Source organism: Acinetobacter seifertii, assembly GCF_000368065.1.
Lineage (GTDB): Bacteria > Pseudomonadota > Gammaproteobacteria > Pseudomonadales > Moraxellaceae > Acinetobacter > Acinetobacter seifertii.
Map to the genome: position 1 here is coordinate 1,446,960 of NZ_KB851200.1, position 17,248 is coordinate 1,464,207.

A 17,248-nucleotide genomic window follows, 5' to 3' on the forward strand; every position below is an offset into this window, starting at 1 on the left:
TATGACCTCTTCTTATCGTCAACAACTTCAAGCTAAAATTGATCGCATTACTACTCAATTTTCTGAATTTACACCGCCTACATTAGAAGTGTTTGAATCACCTGAACAACATTTCCGTATGCGTGCTGAGTTTCGGATCTGGCATACAGAAAATGATATGTTTTATGCCATGTTTGAACGTAACGATGAAGACAAGCAAAAAACAGTTGTTCGCATAGACGAGTTTCCTATTGCTGATAAAAGCATTAATGATTTAATGCCGAAACTTTTGGAAGAACTTAAAGCAGAAGATAAGCTTTCTAACCGTATATTTGAAGTGGATTTCCTCGCAACACTAAGTGGGCAAATGCTAGTTACTCTAATTTATCACCGTAAATTAGATCAGGAATGGGAACAAGCAGCCAAAACACTTGCTGAAAAGCTAAATATTAAAATTATGGGTCGTAGCCGTGGCCAAAAAATTGTGATTGGCGACGACTTTGTTGTAGAAGAATTTGAGCTTTTAAATCGTACATTCAAATATAAGCAAATTGAAAGCAGCTTTACCCAACCTAATGCTCAAGTTTGCAAAAAAATGCTGCAATGGGCATGTGATGCAGCGGAAGGTTCGAAAAAACATTTATTAGAACTTTATTGTGGTAATGGTAACTTTACCCTTCCTTTATCACTAAAATTCGAACGCGTACTTGCTACAGAACTTGCTAAATCATCAGTCTATGCCGCTCAATGGAATATTGAACAAAACCAGATCGATAATATTCAGGTAGCTCGTCTGTCGGCTGAAGAGTTTACTCAAGCATATCAAGGTGAGCGTGAGTTCCGCCGTCTACAAGAAGCAAATATTGATATTCAGAGCTATGACTTTGACACGGTATTCGTAGACCCTCCGCGTGCCGGAATTGATGTTGAAACTTTAAAACTTTTACAAGGTTTTGAGCGTATCATCTACATTTCATGTAACCCTGACACTTTATATGAAAACTTAAAAACACTCACAAAAACTCATCAAGTGACTAAGTTTGCTTTGTTCGATCAGTTTCCTTATACACATCATGTCGAATCAGGTGTATTACTTGAGAAGATTTAAACAAAATCTTTCAATGTAACCAAATTTTATAAGGAGATTAAATATCTCCTTATTTTTCAATGCATTTCATATAAGCACTTAAATTTTTAAAAAATATCAAGTCATCTATTCGTCATAATTTCGTTTAACTCAACCATTACTATCGAAAATTCTTGAGTTCAACTGGTGGATTTATCACATATAGAGTCTTGTATTTTAATTTAAATTGGCTATATTTCGAGCTATGTTAGGTTGTATATGAAGGCTCTATGAGTTTTTGGCAAAAGCTGTTCTTAGCAGATCAACAGCATAACGAGCATAAGAATCAAACTGCTTGTGTTGAAAATGACTGCTCATGTAAAACTAATGAACAACTTCTAAGTGCGCTTGCACAAGCAACAGATGAAGATGTCATTATGGGAATAAAAAAAGTTCTTATTTCCCGTGGGTATAGCCGAAAAGAGTTAAATGAACTCATTCAAAAACCATCTATTCATTAATGATAAAGCCAGTCTTGTACTGGCTTTTTTGCATTTTATTTGACTGTACAATTTTTGCGACTAACCACACCAATAATTGGCCCCATATAAAATTTTCTATCATTACGGTTATTTTTTTTCAAATAAAGACTAGATATAGAACCATCAAGATAAAGAGCTTGTTCTACTTTTAAATTCTTTTGGAAAAATTCAGCGAAATTATAAAAATTCACTCTATTTTTAGAAATTACAAAATAAAGCTTATTATTTTTTATACCCACCCCATTTCGTATTTTCTTTGAATCGCTATTTGCTAGAAACAAGGGATTGAGTTTTCCATTAATCACCAGCATTGGACCAGATTGTGTCGCATAATCCGGTTGAAAAGCCTTTGCTTCATATTGTTCAGTTGTCCATATAACAGCTTGTCTTTTATTCCATGCAAAAACTCCGTTAGGCTGTAAGAAGAAGTTCCCCCACCCTTTATCCTGATTTAAAGGTTGGATCTCTTGCCCTTCTTCGATATATAGGCCTACAGGTGAAAAACCTGAATGGAACATCCCTCCGTTCATGGCAAAAGTAAGTTGTTCACATGACTTGAGCTGGTACTGAATATTATCGAAACTTTTATAATACTCATTCGTTTGTGGCTTTTTCAGAAATAGACGTAATTGATTTAAATTAGAAATTTCAATAACTTCAAATTGATCATCCGTATCATTTTCAATTTGTCGAGGCTCTAATGCTAAAGCAGACTGCACAAAGACAAAAAAGTTCATAATACACAGTATTACTATTTTCATTAACGATGAATCTCATAAGTCATTTTATGTTTATAAAATACACTTTATTAAATTAAAAAAGGTTTCATAAGATGTATACCCGAAAGTCGCTTATTCCACCTAATCAATACACTAGGACACAATCATATTCGCTATAATGCTCAAAGCTTTTAATAAAAGTGATTAAAACTTTATCGGATCAGCGTGAATATGCAACAAACAAATAAACGCTACCCTTTAGGGGCTCATCTTATTGTAAAACATCTCGGTTATAGCCATCATGGTATTTATGCTGGGAGAGGTCGAGTTATTCATTATTCAGGCCTAGCACATTTTATAAAAAAGCGTCCCATTGAAATCACTTCAATAGATGCCTTTTCTCACGGCAAAAAAATTCATGTACGTTCTTATGATGCTCCACGCTACAAAGGCAAGGTTGTTGTACGACGTATGCGCTCACGCATGCACGAAAATCATTATCATTTGATTATTAATAATTGCGAACATTTATGTAGCTGGGCAATTACAGGTATAGAGAGTAGTACTCAAGTTGAACGTATGATGCATCGTCTAACTACAATAGGCTATGTAAGTTCAATTATGAGTTATATGAATGGCATGATGCTGACGTTAGCAACGACCTGCTTTGCTCTTGTTCTCTATATTAAAAAGAAATTACGTGATCAGGCAAAAATGAAAGTCCCGACATATCAATTTTTAAGAGAAAAAGCAGAGAAAAGAAAGATTGATCCTGCTCAACCTTTAGTTTTTATAGAATCAGATAAAAAAGAACCCATCTAATTAAAAAAGTCCTCACAATTGAGGACTTTTTAGAAAACTCACAACTTATTTTTTAGCTGCAGTTGCTTCAGTCGTAATGTTTACAGTGATCTTATCACCTACATTCGGTACATAGCTGCCTAGACCAAATTCAGAACGATTGAATGAAGTTGTCGCGTTGAAACCAATCGCGGGAACTTTTGCCATTGGATGTTCGCCCTGTTTATTTAAAACAGCATCAAGCACAACTGGCTTAGTTACACCTTTAACAGTTAAGTCACCAGTAATTTTGAAATGCTTTTTGTCTTTAGTTTCTACTTTCGTACTTTTGAAAGTAATGTTTGGATATTTAGCTGCATTAAACCAAGCTTCTTGTTGGAATTCTTTATCTAAAGCAGGTACGTTTGTATTTACGCTGCTTAAAGGGATTGTAACATCTACAGAAGAATTTGCTGGTTTAGCATTATCAACTTTGATTACACCTTGAATATCTGAGAAGTTAGCACTTGGTGTTGAAAAACCAAAGTGATTCCATGAAAAAACAGTAGCTGTGTGTGTTGGATCAATTTTATAGTCCACTGGAGCAGCCAAAGTAATCGTACTTGCCAATGCCACTGCTAAACCGAAGCTTAATGTTTTAAGATGCATTTTCGTATCCTTTATTGATATAGTCGTTAGTGTATACATCAAGTAATTTAATTCACTATTCTTTATAAAACGATATGTTTCATCCATGCAACAATAAAAGCGTTACAGTTGTTATTCAAAACCCATATTATAAAGTATAGATATTTTTCTATCCGAAACCTTCAGATTTATTGGTTTTTACTTCAATTTTATTGATAAATAACAAGGTAAAACATGGTTAACACAGTCCAAGCACAAAGCACTTCTACTCCTTACCGAGTAACACTTACCGACCCTTCTGGTCATCAATGGTTTGGAGATGAACCAACTGATAAAGGTGGACAAGATACAGCTCCAAATCCAGTTCAGCTTTTACTATCGGCTTTAGGTGCCTGTACCACCATTACTTTAGAAATGTATGCAAGTCACAAAGGAATTAAGCTTGAGCATGTACAAGTCGATTTAGCCTTAAATCCAAATGGTGATCCGGAAGCAGGCACAAATAACATTGAGCGTAAAATCACACTAAAGGGTGATTTCACCGAAGACCAACATAAACGACTACTAAAAGTTGCTGAAAGCTGCCCCATTCATAAGTTATTGACTTCGAATATTTCGATTCAAAGTGAATTAAGTATTGAGTAAGTGGTCCTTGCTTACACTAAATTTCAATCACATCCGTGTGCCATTCCAATGAGCCACTCATTGAAATATCTATTGCTAGGTCGACAATATTTGTGAGCTCATTTGGAATAAATGAATATAAATTTTCCCCATCGAAATGAATCCAAAATTCAGGAGGTGGTGTATCAGAGCTATCTATAAAACCACCTGTTTCTTTTTCACCTAAACAGTCAAACATTGATGAGTACACATCAAATGCTAATATTTTGCCCTTTAACTTTGCGCAACTTGGCATGTAATGATATTTAACCCGAGCTTGAATAGTCTCTTCAAAATAGGTCTGCACACGATAAGCATAATCGCCACCAAATGCTGAGTCACCATTTTCATGTTTGAAACTTTCCTGTAATGCGCGAAATAAAAAATTATATTGTGCACACTGCCAAAGCATTTCTTTTTTATTTAAATTTTTCAAATAGTCATATTTAATATCATTTAAGATTTCTTCAAAAAAACGAAGTTCAAATTCTTTTCTCATCACAATATCTTAATCTTTCAAGTTTCAATGAAGTAGCAGTGATTTAATTATCATAAAAAAAGCGCCCCAATCAGAGCGCTTTTTTATACTACTTAATTCGATTAAGCAGTTAATTCTTTAACCGCAGCTACTACAGCTTCAGTTGTAATACCAAAGAATTGGAACAAGTCTTTCGCTGGTGCTGACTCACCATAAGTTGACATACCAATTACTTTGCCATCAAGACCAACAAACTTCCACCAGTAGTCAACATGAGCTGCTTCAACTGCAACACGTGCACGGATATGAGCTGGTAATACAGCTTCACGATATGCAGCGTCTTGTTTCATAAACTCTTCTGCACATGGCATAGAAACTACACGCACACCATCAAGTTGAGCATAAGCTTCCATTGCTAAAGAAACTTCTGAACCAGTCGCAATAATAATTGCTTTCAGCTCACCTTTTTCTTGAGCAAGAACATAACCACCTTTTGCTGCATTCTGAATTTGCTCTTCATTACGCGTTTGGAATGGCAAGTTTTGACGAGAGAAAATAAGTGCTGTAGGGCCATCTTTACGCTCTAAAGCAGATTTCCATGCAATTGCTGTTTCAACAGTATCGGCAGGACGCCAAGTATTTAGGTTTGGTGTACCACGTAAAGAAGCAATTTGTTCAATTGGTTGGTGTGTAGGACCATCTTCACCTAAACCAATTGAGTCATGTGTATAAACATGAATTACACGTTGTTTCATCAATGCAGACATACGCACTGCGTTACGTGCATATTCCATAAACATTAAAAAAGTTGCCACGTAAGGAATGAAACCGCCATGTAATGCAACACCATTTGCAATTGCAGTCATACCGAACTCACGTACACCATAGTACACGTAGTTACCCGCTGGGTTTTCTTGAATACCTTGGCAACCTTTCCAAAGTGTTAAGTTAGAACCAGCCAAGTCCGCAGAACCACCTAACAATTCAGGTAATAAAGGACCAAATGCTTGTAATGTATTTTGGCTTGCTTTACGAGTTGCTACAGTCTCAGCTTTAGCATTTGTTTCACGAATAAAGGCATCTGCTTGAGCTGAAAACTCTGCTGGTAAATCACCGCTAATACGACGAAGTAACTCAGCTGCTTCTGTAGGATATTTTGCTTGGTATTGAGCGAATACTTCATTCCAAGCTGCTTCAGCTTCATTACCTTTTGCTTTAGCATCCCATGCAGCATATACATCAGCAGGAATAACAAATGCTTCTTCTGTCCAGCCTAAAGCTTCACGAGTCAAGGTAATTTCATCTTTACCTAATGGCGCGCCGTGACAGTCTTCTTTGCCTTGTTTGTTTGGAGAACCTAAACCAATAATTGTTTTACAAATAATGATCGTTGGTTTTTGAGTTTCTGCTTTAGCTTCAACTGTTGCTTGACGAATAGCATCAGCATCATGGCCATCTACACGAAGAACTTGCCAGCCATAAGCTTTGAAACGTTCTTCAGTGTCATCACTGAACCAACCTTCTACTTCACCATCAATCGAAATGCCGTTGTCATCATAATAAGCAATCAATTTACCAAGTTGTAAAGTACCTGCTAATGAACATACTTCGTGAGAAATACCTTCCATTAAACAGCCGTCACCCAAGAAACAATAAGTGAAGTGATCAACTACTTTTAAATCATCTTTATTGAACTGAGCAGCTAAAGTTTTTTCAGCCAATGCAAAGCCAACAGCATTTGCAATACCTTGACCTAAAGGACCAGTCGTTGTTTCAATGCCTGGTGCATAACCATATTCAGGGTGACCAGGAGTTTTTGAGTGTAATTGACGGAATTGTTTTAAATCTTCAATTGAAAGATCATAACCTGTTAAATGAAGCAAAGCATATTGCAACATTGAGCCATGGCCATTTGATAAAACAAAACGGTCACGGTTTGCCCATTGTGGATTAGTTGGGTTGTGATTTAAAAACTCGCGCCAGACGACATCAGCAATATCTGCCATCCCCATTGGAGCACCTGGATGCCCTGAGTTTGCCTGTTGCACAGCATCCATTGCCAATACACGAATTGCGTTTGCAATACGACGTTCGTTTAAAGGGGTCGTCATAGATCAGAATCCAATTTTAATAGATTGATGAAAAGAAGAAGATGAATAACCATTCAGTGCCGCTATATTGTCTTAAAAAAACGCCTATGGGTAAACCCCAACACTGTATATTTCTTTATTTTTAACCGTTTCTTGGTTACTCAAAAAACATTTAGATTCTTAAGTTGCATAAAACAATGCATTTTATAGTTCCTCTTTAATCAACAATTGTAGACGTTTGATGACTATAAAGAGCATATAAAGATGAATTTGCGTATGCTATTTATACTTTTCCACTTCACAGTACAAATCTTATTGATTAATATTTCGCAAAATCAAATGTTTAAAATTTAAACGACTATAAGCAGCTCTTGTTTAAAAACAATTAATTTTCAACCTACTATATCAATTTCGCTGATACACTTATCAATTAAAACATAGTAGAAATGAAATAAATTCATGCTTTTTAGTCAGTATGAACTAGTCCTCAAGCTCAAGTCGATGTAACATATTATGTCTTTTTGAAATAACCAAGATAGGACTTTCATGCGCGAGTACGCTGTTTTTACCTCGGAATCTGTAAGCGAAGGTCATCCCGATAAAATGGCCGACCAAATTAGCGACGCTATTTTGGATGCAATCTTAAAAGAAGACCCATACGCACGTGTTGCTTGTGAAACACTGGTAAAAACAGGCGCTGTTGTACTTGCAGGTGAAATCACAACAACTGCGAATATTGATGTAGAAGCTGTTGTTCGCCAAACTGTTAACGGTATCGGCTATCACCACTCAGATTTAGGCTTTGATGGTTCAACTTGTGCAGTGATCAATATGATTGGTAAACAATCACCAGAGATTGCTCAAGGTGTAGACCGTCAAAAACCTGAAGATCAAGGTGCCGGTGACCAAGGTTTAATGTTTGGTTACGCAAGTCGTGAAACTGACGTGCTTATGCCAGCTCCTATTTCTTATGCACATCGCTTAATGGAACGCCAAGCTGAACTTCGTCGTTCAGGCGCATTACCATGGTTACGTCCAGATGCAAAAAGTCAGGTTACTTTCGCATATGAAAATGGCAAACCTGTACGTTTAGATGCAGTAGTGCTTTCTACTCAACATGACCCTGAAATTACTCAAGCTCAGCTTAAAGAAGCTGTAATTGAAGAAATTATCAAGCCAATTATTCCTGCTGAAATGTTCCATGCAGCCACTAAATTCCACATTAACCCGACTGGTATGTTCGTTATTGGTGGTCCTGTAGGTGACTGTGGTTTAACAGGTCGTAAAATCATCGTTGATACTTACGGTGGTATGGCTCGTCACGGCGGTGGTGCATTCTCTGGTAAAGATCCATCTAAAGTAGACCGTTCAGCTGCATATGCTGGCCGTTATGTAGCTAAAAATATTGTTGCCGCTGGTCTTGCTGACAAATGTGAAATTCAGGTGAGTTATGCAATCGGTGTTGCAGAGCCTACTTCTATTTCAATCAATACTTTTGGTACTGCAAAAGTTTCTGATGAGTTAATTATCCAATTAGTACGTGAACATTTTGATTTACGTCCATTTGGTATTACTCGTATGCTTAACTTGATTCAGCCAATGTATAAACAAACAGCTGCTTATGGCCACTTTGGTCGTGAAGGTTCAGATTCTGCATTTACATGGGAAAAAACTGATAAAGTTGAAGTACTTAAAGATGCTGCGGGCCTATAAGCCTCATATATTAAAAGCCCGCTTAATGCGGGCTTTTTTATTATTTTTATATGCTGTTAAAATTAAACAATAAGCTTTTCGATACACTTTGTTTAAAGGTATTTAGCAACAAGTTAAGTCATACTACTGTTTAGTGGTCTTATCACCTTCATTTAGCACGTCCAACAAAGTTGACTGCGTAGGTGTATCTTGATGATTTTGAATATAAATATGAACAACTTTAAATACAACAACCACAGCCAGACATGCCATCACACAGAACATCCATAACCCATACGGGCTTCGAATATGGTGTGAACCACAATATGGACATGATTTGTCAGTTGATGCCACGACTTTGTCACAACATGCACAATGATATTGATATAGCATAGGTAACCCTCCTTCCCTCACTTCAACCGTTGTTGTTTTAATAGGTTTGCTACAATTTTTACTTTATACATCCTTTATATTTATCCTATGTGAAATGAAAAGAGAATTCAATCTGAATGAACAATGCGTTCATTTTAAAAATATTTAATTTATACAATGAGATAAATTAAATATTATTTTTTATGTACTATTTTTCTTATTTTGATATTTTGCTGAATTTGCTAAAATGCATAAATAGTTTATTTTCTAGGCCAGTCTATGTCACACACACAGCTCATTAATAAAGGTGGCTTTCGTGAAAGAGCCAATAGAAGCCGAAAATATCAACAATCTGAAAACAAACAAACAGCCCTACCTTCAAATAAATATCAGCCTCAGACGAAGTTAGAAGAAAATCCAACTGCAATAGCTCAAGCTGGAACAGATAATACTGATTCTTCAAATTCATAATCGATAGAATATAAAAAAGGCCTAAACATTTAAGATTTAGGCCTTTTATCTTTTATATAAGGAATTAATTAATCCTTATTTTTATGTTCAATTTTCTTATGGTCTGGAGTAACTTCTCGTGCTTCACCATCAATAATGCTTGAATCTCCACGGTATGGGCTACCACCTTGTGGGTTCTGCATATCCTGCATTTGACGCATTAAATCAGCAAATGGATTTTGACCACCACCTGCACCGCCCATGCCACCCATCATTTTTTCCATCATGGCTTGCTGACGCTTCGCAAGTGTTCTCATTGCGATATTACGGAACGCAGTTTGCACGCCCGGAATTAGAATTAGAAGCGCTAAAACATCTGATACCAACCCAGGTACCATCAATAAAAAACCTGCAAAAGCATATGCTAGTTTTTTAGTCACGGTCGGATCGCTACCTAATTGTCCAGTCATCTGCATTTGTTGTAATTGCGGCATAATACCAGCCGTACTCTTACGAATAAGCGTTAGACCAATAAAGAAAGCAATAATGAACCAGAAGAACACATACCATCCACTGATGAACTGTGCTACGCCAATCCATACGGCAATTTCAACAATCGCGCCCAGAACCACAATAAGAAGTAAATTCATGTAAAACTTTATCTATCTCAAAAAGAAAATTCATTGCAGATTTCACTATCTAACCTATGAACCCTTTTCAATTGAAAAAAAGGTTGAATAGGTTGTAAAGCTTAGACAATATTTTCTTGTAACTTAACTAAAATCGTCGCTAAGCCCAAACTCTGCAATACTATCAATAAGACTGATTTCAAATTAATAAAATAGCCATACTTCATTATTAATGAGTGCTATAACAACTTTATCAAGTGTTTTTTCTACAAGATTGCAATTTTTTCTTAAATTAACCCCTTTTGTCAGATTAAATACTTAGTTTTATACGGAAAGAGATTACTTTGTAAAAGTTTAGAAAAATTAAGTATTCTATATATCTACCATATGACCCAGATCAATTATCTAAAAATTGATATGAGTCATTGTGTACCTAAGACTTTTATAATTTAGCCATCAATAGGTTCAAATGGCGTATTTAAAACTAACTGATAAAAAGCAGCGTCTAACCATTGTCCAAATTTAAAACCTACCTGTTTAAAAGTACCAGCATGTGTGAATCCAAGTTTTTCATGGAGGCCGATACTCGCTTGATTTGTCGCATCAATACACCCAATCAATACATGAAGCTGGGCTTCTTGAGCTCGCTGAATTAATACTTGCATTAAAACTTTACTCAAACCAGCACCACGATGTTCATAATGTATATAGATACTATGTTCAACTGTATACTTATAAGCTGGAAAAGCTCTGAAAGTTCCCCAACTAGCAAATCCTAATAATTTACCTGATTCATCTACCACACCAATAATAGGGAAACCATTTTCTCTTTTTACAGAAAACCATGTTTTCATTGAATCAAGCGAACGCGGCACATAGTCATATAGTGCTGTTGAGTTAATAATCGCATCATTCAAAATCTCTAAAATAGCCACAGCATGTTCTGCTTCATTACAGTCAATTAAACGAAAACTAGAATCGAGGGAATAGTTCATAAAGATTCCTTAGGAGCAGACACGAGTTGATTAGAGACAACTAAAATATAACGTGCGACTTGTGATGAATTGTTGCTGTATATAACAGGTTGATCTAGTTGCATAGCCAAGCAATCGCCTTGGCCTAATGCATAAGAATTTTTTCCTAATTGAATATCAATTTGCCCTTCAACTACCCAAAGTTGCTGTTGTACCACTTTAGAGCTTTCACTAATTTCATAAGTAACTCGAGAATGAGGCGGGAACTCAATTTCAACAATCTGAAATGGTAGCCTTAAATTGGGTGGTGAAACGGTACGGCGAATATAGCCAGTTTCCGGATCTCGCCATTCAGCTTGTTCATTTCGGTGAATAAGCGGTTGAGGAGATGAACTACTTGTTTCATTGATAAAAATTTGGGTTAAAGGTACTTCAAGTCCATTTGCTAGTTTTTCAAGCACAACTGCTGTAGGACTTGTTTCACCTCTTTCAATTAAAGAAATAGCTGAACGGCTAACCTGGCATCGAGTGGCAAGCATCTCTAATGTATATCCACGCGCCAAACGTAACTCTCGTATTCGATGTGCAATCCTGATATTGATATCATCCATCGAGCAAACTCATTCCATATTTATAGATAAGTATTCCATTAAAATAGAATTACATCAAATCATTTCACATTATGGTTTATAATGTATTTGTAGAGTTTTAAACAGTTATAAATTAGACCAGTTAAACCCGAAAAATAACCATTTACAGCAGCATTCTATAAATTACGCATGCAGAACCGTTTTGGCTATGTAACAATACTCTCTAAACTAATTATATAAGTCTTCACATGGCATTGATTATTGGAATTGACCCAGGTTCACGCTTAACAGGTTATGGAATCATTGAAAAAGATGGTAGTAAACTGCGTTTTGTCGATGCTGGTACAATCCGAACAGAAACTCAAGAAATGCCAGAGCGCTTAAAGCGTATTTTCGCTGGCGTTGAGCGAATTGTGAAATTTCACGGCCCTACTGAAGCTGCGGTTGAACAAGTTTTTATGGCTCAAAACCCAGACTCTGCCTTAAAACTAGGACAAGCCCGTGGTGCTGCCATAGCTGCTTTAGTTAATTTAGATTTACAAGTTGCAGAATATACTGCCCGTCAAATCAAACAATCTGTAGTGGGTTATGGCGCTGCCGATAAAGAACAAGTACAAATGATGGTTATGCGATTACTTAATTTAACCATTAAACCGCAATCCGATGCAGCCGATGCGCTTGCGGCTGCCATTTGCCATGCTCATGCATCAGGAAGTATGAGTAAACTTTCGGTCTTAAATGCTTTAGGTGGTATGGCACGTGGACGAAGTCGCTCGAGTAGCCGTAGACGTTAAAACTTTATTGATTCACGACTTGAGTAATTGCCTGATTCATTTCATAAGCCTGTAAACCACGCATGCCCTGTTTTGCAAGTTCATCACCTGCTTGAGCATGTAAAGTCACTATCTCATGTAATGCAATATCTTTGTGGAACTGAGCTTTTAAACTCGCGATCATACCTGCCAATATATCTCCCATGCCACCAGTACCCATACCTGCATTACCTTGGGTACAAATGTACAAGTTATTCTCTAAAATTAAGCTACCAGCCCCTTTAAGCACCCATTGACCCATATATTTTTGTTGCAACGCATAAATTGCAGCAATTCGGTCATTTTCAATTTCCGCTGTAGAAGAACCCAGTAAGGTAGCAGCTTCTCCTGGATGAGGCGTCGCATAAACATGCAGACCCAATTTCTCAGGCTGCTTCGCAAGGAACCATAATGCATCCGCATCTAATACAACTTCCAAGTGTGAAGCCTGATTTAAGAAATTAAACCATTGTTGATAAATTTGCTGTGACCAGTCATCACGGCCCAATCCCATCCCAAAACATACTGCATCAACTTGAGATAAAATATCTTTGATGTCATTTTCATCAAGTCCATTAATATCACGAAGCATAATATTAGGTGCTCGTGACAAAATAGCCTGATGATGGTTGCGATGACAAATCACTGTCACTTTACCTGCACCTGCATGAAACGTAGCTTCCGCAGCCATAATGACAGCTCCACCCATTTGCTCATGCCCACCAATCACCAAAACATGCCCATAACTTCCTTTATGCCCAAAAGCCAAACGTTTAGGAAGTCTGATATGTGTTGGTGTCAAATAAGCTAAAGGTTTCAGCTCTTGGTCTATTGGAATTAAATTAACTAAATGAACTTGTCCCGTGTACTCTTTACCTTGACCCGTAAACAGTCCTGCCTTAAGACCTAAAACAGTAAATGTATGATCCGCCTTTACAGCTGAAGGTAAAATACACCCTGTATTTGCTTGCAAACCACTTGGTATATCAATTGAAATTTTTAAGCCAGCCTGCTCATTAAATTGTTGAATAGCATGTTGCCAATAATCATTTAACTCTCGGTTTAAACCAATCCCAAATAATGCATCAATATGGCAATCAAAGGTTTTACTCACCTCAAAATCTTGGTGAACCTGAACATTATTTTCTTTCGCAAAATCGACAGCATATTGTAAATCAGTTGAGTCGCCCAACTCAGCCGCAAATATCTCTACATGAAATCCAGCTTGTTTTAAATAACTTGCTATAAAATAGCCATCACCTGCGTTATTACCCTGTCCGCACCAGACCGTAATATTCTTAGTGGCATGATTTTCAAAAAGTACCATGAGCTGTTGACTGATTGACCAAGCTGCCTGCTGCATTAAGCCTAATGATGAGTTTTGCGCAGCAAACCAGCGCTGCTCCCATGCTCGAATATCATCGCTATGGTAAACTACCGCCTGCATATTATTATCCTCTTGCATTTTGGTTTATGACATCTTCCGACACATCACGCATTGCAGTGCAACAAATTGATCCTTATGAACTAAAAGCATGGATCAAAGCTCAAGCATTAGACTTGGGTTTTGCTGATTGTGTCATTGCTAAACCAGATGCTCAAGAGCAAATGCCACGTTTTTTAGAGTATCTTGAACGTGGTTATCATGCAGATATGAGCTATTTAGAAGAAAACCTAGAAAAGCGAGCTGATCCGACCTTATTAGTTCCGGGCACAAAAAGTATTATTTGCGTACGCATGAACTATTTGGTGGAATCTCCAAAACCACGATATGTCCCATTTGAACCGAACTCAGCGATTATCGCGCGTTATGCACGTGGCCGTGATTACCATAAGGTGATGCGTGGTAGATTAAAAACTTTAGCAACACGAATTCGTGAAAAAGTCGGAGATTTTGAATCACGCCCTTTTGCAGATTCGGCACCTATATTTGAAAAATCACTGGCTGAAAGTGCTGGAATGGGCTGGACAGGTAAACATACTTTGCTCATTCATAAAAAGTCAGGTTCATTTTTCGTTCTAGGAGAGCTATTTACATCACTCGACCTACCTTTTGATGAGCCAGCAACAGCACATTGTGGTTCTTGTAGCGCGTGTATCGACATTTGCCCAACGCAAGCGATTGTCGAGCCTTATATGCTAGATGCAAGACGATGTATTGCTTACTTAACTATCGAATACAAAGGAATTATTGCTGAAGAACTGCGTGCAGGTATTGGTAACCGAATTTTTGGTTGTGATGACTGTCAGTTAATCTGCCCTTGGAATAGCTTTGCAAAAAAAGCTTCAATTACCGATTTTAACCCTAGACATGGTTTAGATAACATTAGTCTGCTCGAGATTTGGCAGTGGGATGAAGCTACTTTTTTATCCAATACCGAAGGTAGCCCTATACGTCGTACAGGTTATCAATCATTTAAACGCAATATCGCTATTGGAATGGGTAATGCGCTATATTCAGAAGAAATTGTAGATCAGCTACACAAAGGCAAAAATCTACATGACGAAATCGTTAATGTGCATATTGATTGGGCAATTGAGCAGCAACTTAATCAACTTCAGCGATCAAATTAAAAAAATGATGTTTTTTGCCCTATAGCTTTAATACGAATTCTGTATGATTATGTACAGTGAATTAATGCCATCATCATGGATATGACAATGACTCTACGTAATGATTGGAATCGTGAAGAAATCCAAGCTTTATATGAACAACCTTTTTTGGATTTAGTTTTCAAGGCTCAACAAGTACACCGCGAGCACTTCACTGCCAATACAATTCAGGTCAGTACCCTGTTATCTATTAAAACGGGTAAATGTCCTGAAGATTGCAAATACTGCTCACAATCGGCACATTACGAATCAAAACTAGAAGCAGAAAAGCGTATTGCTGTAGAAAAAGTAATTAGTGAAGCGAAAGCTGCAAAAGATTCAGGTTCTTCACGTTTTTGTATGGGCGCTGCTTGGCGTAACCCACATGAACGCGATATGCCTTATGTTTTAGAAATGGTACGCGAAGTTAAAGCATTAGGTATGGAAACCTGTATGACTTTAGGTATGCTTAATCAATCTCAAGCTGAGCGCCTAAAAGTTGCTGGTTTAGATTATTACAACCATAACTTAGATACCTCTCGTGAATACTATTCTCACATTATCAGTACTCGTACTTTTGATGATCGTTTGAATACACTTGATTATGTTCGTCAAGCTGGTATGAAAGTTTGTAGCGGCGGTATTGTGGGTTTAGGTGAAAGTCGTGAAGATCGTATTGGTCTATTGCATGAACTAGCTACTTTACCGATTCATCCTGAATCTGTGCCAATTAACATGCTCGTTCCAATTGAAGGAACACCTTTAGCTGATGTTGAAAAGCTTGATGTAATTGAATGGATCCGTACTATTGCAGTTGCTCGTATCATTATGCCACATAGTTATATCCGTCTCTCTGCAGGCCGTGAATCTTTAAGTGATTCAGATCAAGCTTTAGCATTTATGGCAGGTGCGAACTCTCTGTTCTCGGGTGATAAATTGCTTACCACTCCAAATGCTGGTGAAGGTAAAGACCAAGCATTATTTAACAAACTTGGTTTAACTGCTGAAAAGCCAAAACCAACTGTTGCTGATCTATCAGTAGATGCGATGAGTGCTTAATAGCATCAAGAATTTAAAAGCCCTGATCATTCAGGGCTTTTTTTATATAGATGTTACTAGTATTCCATAAGTCGCATTCAGAAAAGTTCCAACTCGAATAATATCCCTACCTGCTGCATGTGTAACCGATAACTCTTGGCTCAGCACATCAAAGTGGAAAGTTTCAAAAACATCTTGGTGATGCATGAGCCAAGTCACTGTATCTGCTACGTTCTCATCCGCAATATAAGTTAAGGCTTTAAAGTCTTTACTCATAAATCACTCTTAAAAATAAATATTTATGAATTCTATATGAGTTAACCCTACCTTAAAAGAGAGTCTAAGCAGCTTTAGGATTCACAAGCGAATGTCCCGATAACAAACTTGCTAAAGCCTGAGGAGAAAACTCTAAAGATAGCACATGATTCTTAAGATTGATTGAATGCTTACTAATCAATGGAAGTAAGCCTTCTTCAGTTTCAAACACGTATTCATCCGCAATATTTAGAATACCCTCAAGATTCGTTGTACTAGACGCTAAATCATGACTAAAGATGTCATAAATTGTTTGTAAATTAAACGTCGTATTCTGTTCTGTGGGATGTTTAAGTAAATAGTCCTTTAAGAATAAGACTAATTTATGGGCAAAGAAAAAATAATTTGGTTTATAACTGTATTTCATGCTGTTCATGGAAATAAACTCCAGACGATCTTTTATTGAATCACAACTAAAACACTAGGAATTAAACCTTAAAAAATTCTTAAAAAAACAAATATCTTCATACAACATAAACAAATTATTTTTATTAATAAAAAACATATACTTAAAAAAACATTTTATAAATAATTTATATTGTTTTCTAAAGAAAAACTTAAATTTCTTAAATTCAACAACTTAAATGAAAATTATTATCAATTTTATTTTAATAAAATAAAATTTAATTATTTTACCATCTGGTATAAATTAAATTTTAAAACAAAATTTCACATAAAAAACAATCAATCAAAATACATAAAAATATAATGTAATTCTTGTTTTTTACTTGAAAGGTGCTATATTTCCACGGCGTTACTTGATCAGAATAAAAGCACTGAAGAGTAATAAATCTACTTTATAAAATATTCTGGGGAATT

The 17,248-nt window shown here is 36.6% G+C and carries 20 protein-coding genes; 9 read left to right on the forward strand and 11 right to left on the reverse strand.

Annotation, left to right across the window (positions count from 1 at the left end; genetic code table 11):
* Nucleotide 1: 1 nt before the first annotated feature.
* Both trmA and F985_RS14250 read left to right on the forward strand, forming a co-directional pair.
* Nucleotides 2-1,087 (forward strand): tRNA (uridine(54)-C5)-methyltransferase TrmA, encoded by a 1,086-nt coding sequence (gene trmA / locus F985_RS14245; RefSeq protein ID WP_004702056.1) that lies wholly within the window; start codon nt 2-4, stop codon nt 1,085-1,087.
* Between the two features lie 248 nt (nt 1,088-1,335).
* Entirely contained in the window at nt 1,336-1,566 is a 231-nt protein-coding gene (locus F985_RS14250) for a hypothetical protein (RefSeq protein ID WP_002050077.1), read from the forward strand.
* A gap of 35 nt (nt 1,567-1,601) precedes the next feature.
* Here the strand turns inward: F985_RS14250 and F985_RS14255 are convergent, their stop codons facing one another.
* A complete protein-coding gene (locus F985_RS14255) occupies nt 1,602-2,348 on the reverse strand; it encodes a phosphodiester glycosidase family protein (RefSeq protein WP_004702059.1) in 747 nt (248 codons plus the stop codon).
* A gap of 189 nt (nt 2,349-2,537) precedes the next feature.
* Here F985_RS14255 and F985_RS14260 point away from each other — a divergent pair, with 189 nt between their 5' ends.
* Nucleotides 2,538-3,128 carry a lecithin retinol acyltransferase family protein gene (locus F985_RS14260; RefSeq protein ID WP_004702061.1) on the forward strand — a complete coding sequence of 197 codons (591 nt, stop codon included), beginning with the start codon at nt 2,538-2,540 and terminating at the stop codon, nt 3,126-3,128.
* 45 nt (nt 3,129-3,173) lie between these two features.
* Here F985_RS14260 and F985_RS14265 read toward each other — a convergent pair whose 3' ends face one another.
* Complete coding sequence (locus F985_RS14265; RefSeq protein WP_004702063.1) at nt 3,174-3,755, reverse strand: YceI family protein; 582 nt, start codon at nt 3,753-3,755, stop codon at nt 3,174-3,176.
* A gap of 213 nt (nt 3,756-3,968) precedes the next feature.
* On the opposite strand from F985_RS14265, the gene F985_RS14270 reads away from it, so the two are divergent.
* Nucleotides 3,969-4,379: an OsmC family protein gene (locus F985_RS14270; protein ID WP_004702064.1), complete on the forward strand. Its 411-nt coding sequence runs from the start codon at nt 3,969-3,971 to the stop codon at nt 4,377-4,379.
* Nucleotides 4,380-4,395: 16 nt separating this feature from the next.
* Here F985_RS14270 and F985_RS14275 read toward each other — a convergent pair whose 3' ends face one another.
* Both F985_RS14275 and tkt read right to left on the reverse strand, forming a co-directional pair.
* Nucleotides 4,396-4,896 (reverse strand): hypothetical protein, encoded by a 501-nt coding sequence (locus F985_RS14275; RefSeq protein WP_004702066.1) that lies wholly within the window; start codon nt 4,894-4,896, stop codon nt 4,396-4,398.
* A 101-nt stretch (nt 4,897-4,997) separates the two neighbouring features.
* Nucleotides 4,998-6,986, reverse strand: a complete 1,989-nt coding sequence (gene tkt / locus F985_RS14280) for a transketolase (RefSeq protein WP_004702068.1) — start codon at nt 6,984-6,986, stop codon at nt 4,998-5,000.
* 525 nt (nt 6,987-7,511) lie between these two features.
* On the opposite strand from tkt, the gene metK reads away from it, so the two are divergent.
* Nucleotides 7,512-8,678 carry a methionine adenosyltransferase gene (gene metK, locus F985_RS14285; protein ID WP_004702069.1) on the forward strand — a complete coding sequence of 389 codons (1,167 nt, stop codon included), beginning with the start codon at nt 7,512-7,514 and terminating at the stop codon, nt 8,676-8,678.
* A 123-nt stretch (nt 8,679-8,801) separates the two neighbouring features.
* On the opposite strand, the gene F985_RS26005 is transcribed toward metK, so the two are convergent.
* On the reverse strand, nt 8,802-9,050 hold the full coding sequence (locus F985_RS26005; RefSeq protein WP_004702072.1) for a hypothetical protein: 249 nt from the start codon (nt 9,048-9,050) through the stop codon (nt 8,802-8,804).
* A gap of 258 nt (nt 9,051-9,308) precedes the next feature.
* Here F985_RS26005 and F985_RS14295 point away from each other — a divergent pair, with 258 nt between their 5' ends.
* Entirely contained in the window at nt 9,309-9,500 is a 192-nt protein-coding gene (locus F985_RS14295) for a hypothetical protein (protein WP_004702073.1), read from the forward strand.
* Between the two features lie 68 nt (nt 9,501-9,568).
* Here F985_RS14295 and F985_RS14300 read toward each other — a convergent pair whose 3' ends face one another.
* The 3 genes from F985_RS14300 to F985_RS14310 all read right to left on the reverse strand — a co-directional run bounded on the left by F985_RS14300 (nt 9,569) and on the right by F985_RS14310 (nt 11,693).
* Complete coding sequence (locus tag F985_RS14300) at nt 9,569-10,129, reverse strand: FxsA family protein (RefSeq protein ID WP_004702075.1); 561 nt, start codon at nt 10,127-10,129, stop codon at nt 9,569-9,571.
* 428 nt (nt 10,130-10,557) lie between these two features.
* Nucleotides 10,558-11,103, reverse strand: a complete 546-nt coding sequence (locus tag F985_RS14305) for a GNAT family N-acetyltransferase (protein WP_004702076.1) — start codon at nt 11,101-11,103, stop codon at nt 10,558-10,560.
* Nucleotides 11,100-11,693, reverse strand: coding sequence for a helix-turn-helix domain-containing protein (locus F985_RS14310; protein ID WP_004702079.1), 594 nt, complete (start codon nt 11,691-11,693; stop codon nt 11,100-11,102). Before F985_RS14310 ends, F985_RS14305 begins: the two co-directional genes overlap by 4 nt.
* A 227-nt stretch (nt 11,694-11,920) precedes the next feature.
* Here F985_RS14310 and ruvC point away from each other — a divergent pair, with 227 nt between their 5' ends.
* Complete coding sequence (ruvC, locus tag F985_RS14315; protein WP_002121356.1) at nt 11,921-12,466, forward strand: crossover junction endodeoxyribonuclease RuvC; 546 nt, start codon at nt 11,921-11,923, stop codon at nt 12,464-12,466.
* A gap of 4 nt (nt 12,467-12,470) precedes the next feature.
* Here the strand turns inward: ruvC and F985_RS14320 are convergent, their stop codons facing one another.
* Nucleotides 12,471-13,931: a bifunctional ADP-dependent NAD(P)H-hydrate dehydratase/NAD(P)H-hydrate epimerase gene (locus tag F985_RS14320; RefSeq protein WP_004702081.1), complete on the reverse strand. Its 1,461-nt coding sequence runs from the start codon at nt 13,929-13,931 to the stop codon at nt 12,471-12,473.
* Nucleotides 13,932-13,957: 26 nt separating this feature from the next.
* Between F985_RS14320 and queG the strand changes: the two genes are divergently transcribed.
* Together queG and bioB are read left to right on the forward strand one after the other, a co-directional pair.
* On the forward strand, nt 13,958-15,058 hold the full coding sequence (gene queG / locus F985_RS14325) for a tRNA epoxyqueuosine(34) reductase QueG (RefSeq protein WP_004702082.1): 1,101 nt from the start codon (nt 13,958-13,960) through the stop codon (nt 15,056-15,058).
* A gap of 87 nt (nt 15,059-15,145) precedes the next feature.
* The gene (gene bioB / locus F985_RS14330) at nt 15,146-16,135 is read left to right on the forward strand and encodes a biotin synthase BioB (protein WP_004702085.1); all 990 of its coding nucleotides are present in this window, start codon (nt 15,146-15,148) and stop codon (nt 16,133-16,135) included.
* Nucleotides 16,136-16,177: 42 nt separating this feature from the next.
* Here bioB and F985_RS14335 read toward each other — a convergent pair whose 3' ends face one another.
* Nucleotides 16,178-16,390, reverse strand: a complete 213-nt coding sequence (locus F985_RS14335) for a hypothetical protein (protein WP_004702086.1) — start codon at nt 16,388-16,390, stop codon at nt 16,178-16,180.
* A gap of 64 nt (nt 16,391-16,454) precedes the next feature.
* Nucleotides 16,455-16,805, reverse strand: a complete 351-nt coding sequence (locus F985_RS14340; RefSeq protein ID WP_004702088.1) for a hypothetical protein — start codon at nt 16,803-16,805, stop codon at nt 16,455-16,457.
* Between the last annotated feature and the right edge of the window lie 443 nt (nt 16,806-17,248).

Bases quoted from the DNA above. Each gene is read 5' to 3' on its own strand.
- F985_RS14295 (WP_004702073.1), top strand. From the start codon at position 9,309: ATGTCACACACACAGCTCATTAATAAAGGTGGCTTTCGTGAAAGAGCC.
- F985_RS14305 (WP_004702076.1), bottom strand. From the start codon at position 11,103: ATGAACTATTCCCTCGATTCTAGTTTTCGTTTAATTGACTGTAATGAA.
- metK (WP_004702069.1), top strand. From the start codon at position 7,512: ATGCGCGAGTACGCTGTTTTTACCTCGGAATCTGTAAGCGAAGGTCAT.
- bioB (WP_004702085.1), top strand. From the start codon at position 15,146: ATGACTCTACGTAATGATTGGAATCGTGAAGAAATCCAAGCTTTATAT.
- F985_RS14270 (WP_004702064.1), top strand. From the start codon at position 3,969: ATGGTTAACACAGTCCAAGCACAAAGCACTTCTACTCCTTACCGAGTA.
- F985_RS14300 (WP_004702075.1), bottom strand. From the start codon at position 10,129: ATGAATTTACTTCTTATTGTGGTTCTGGGCGCGATTGTTGAAATTGCC.
- F985_RS14310 (WP_004702079.1), bottom strand. From the start codon at position 11,693: ATGGATGATATCAATATCAGGATTGCACATCGAATACGAGAGTTACGT.
- F985_RS14255 (WP_004702059.1), bottom strand. From the start codon at position 2,348: ATGAAAATAGTAATACTGTGTATTATGAACTTTTTTGTCTTTGTGCAG.
- tkt (WP_004702068.1), bottom strand. From the start codon at position 6,986: ATGACGACCCCTTTAAACGAACGTCGTATTGCAAACGCAATTCGTGTA.
- F985_RS14335 (WP_004702086.1), bottom strand. From the start codon at position 16,390: ATGAGTAAAGACTTTAAAGCCTTAACTTATATTGCGGATGAGAACGTA.
- F985_RS26005 (WP_004702072.1), bottom strand. From the start codon at position 9,050: ATGCTATATCAATATCATTGTGCATGTTGTGACAAAGTCGTGGCATCA.
- F985_RS14250 (WP_002050077.1), top strand. From the start codon at position 1,336: ATGAGTTTTTGGCAAAAGCTGTTCTTAGCAGATCAACAGCATAACGAG.
- F985_RS14260 (WP_004702061.1), top strand. From the start codon at position 2,538: ATGCAACAAACAAATAAACGCTACCCTTTAGGGGCTCATCTTATTGTA.
- F985_RS14340 (WP_004702088.1), bottom strand. From the start codon at position 16,805: ATGAACAGCATGAAATACAGTTATAAACCAAATTATTTTTTCTTTGCC.
- F985_RS14265 (WP_004702063.1), bottom strand. From the start codon at position 3,755: ATGCATCTTAAAACATTAAGCTTCGGTTTAGCAGTGGCATTGGCAAGT.
- ruvC (WP_002121356.1), top strand. From the start codon at position 11,921: ATGGCATTGATTATTGGAATTGACCCAGGTTCACGCTTAACAGGTTAT.
- queG (WP_004702082.1), top strand. From the start codon at position 13,958: ATGACATCTTCCGACACATCACGCATTGCAGTGCAACAAATTGATCCT.
- F985_RS14320 (WP_004702081.1), bottom strand. From the start codon at position 13,931: ATGCAGGCGGTAGTTTACCATAGCGATGATATTCGAGCATGGGAGCAG.
- F985_RS14275 (WP_004702066.1), bottom strand. From the start codon at position 4,896: ATGAGAAAAGAATTTGAACTTCGTTTTTTTGAAGAAATCTTAAATGAT.
- trmA (WP_004702056.1), top strand. From the start codon at position 2: ATGACCTCTTCTTATCGTCAACAACTTCAAGCTAAAATTGATCGCATT.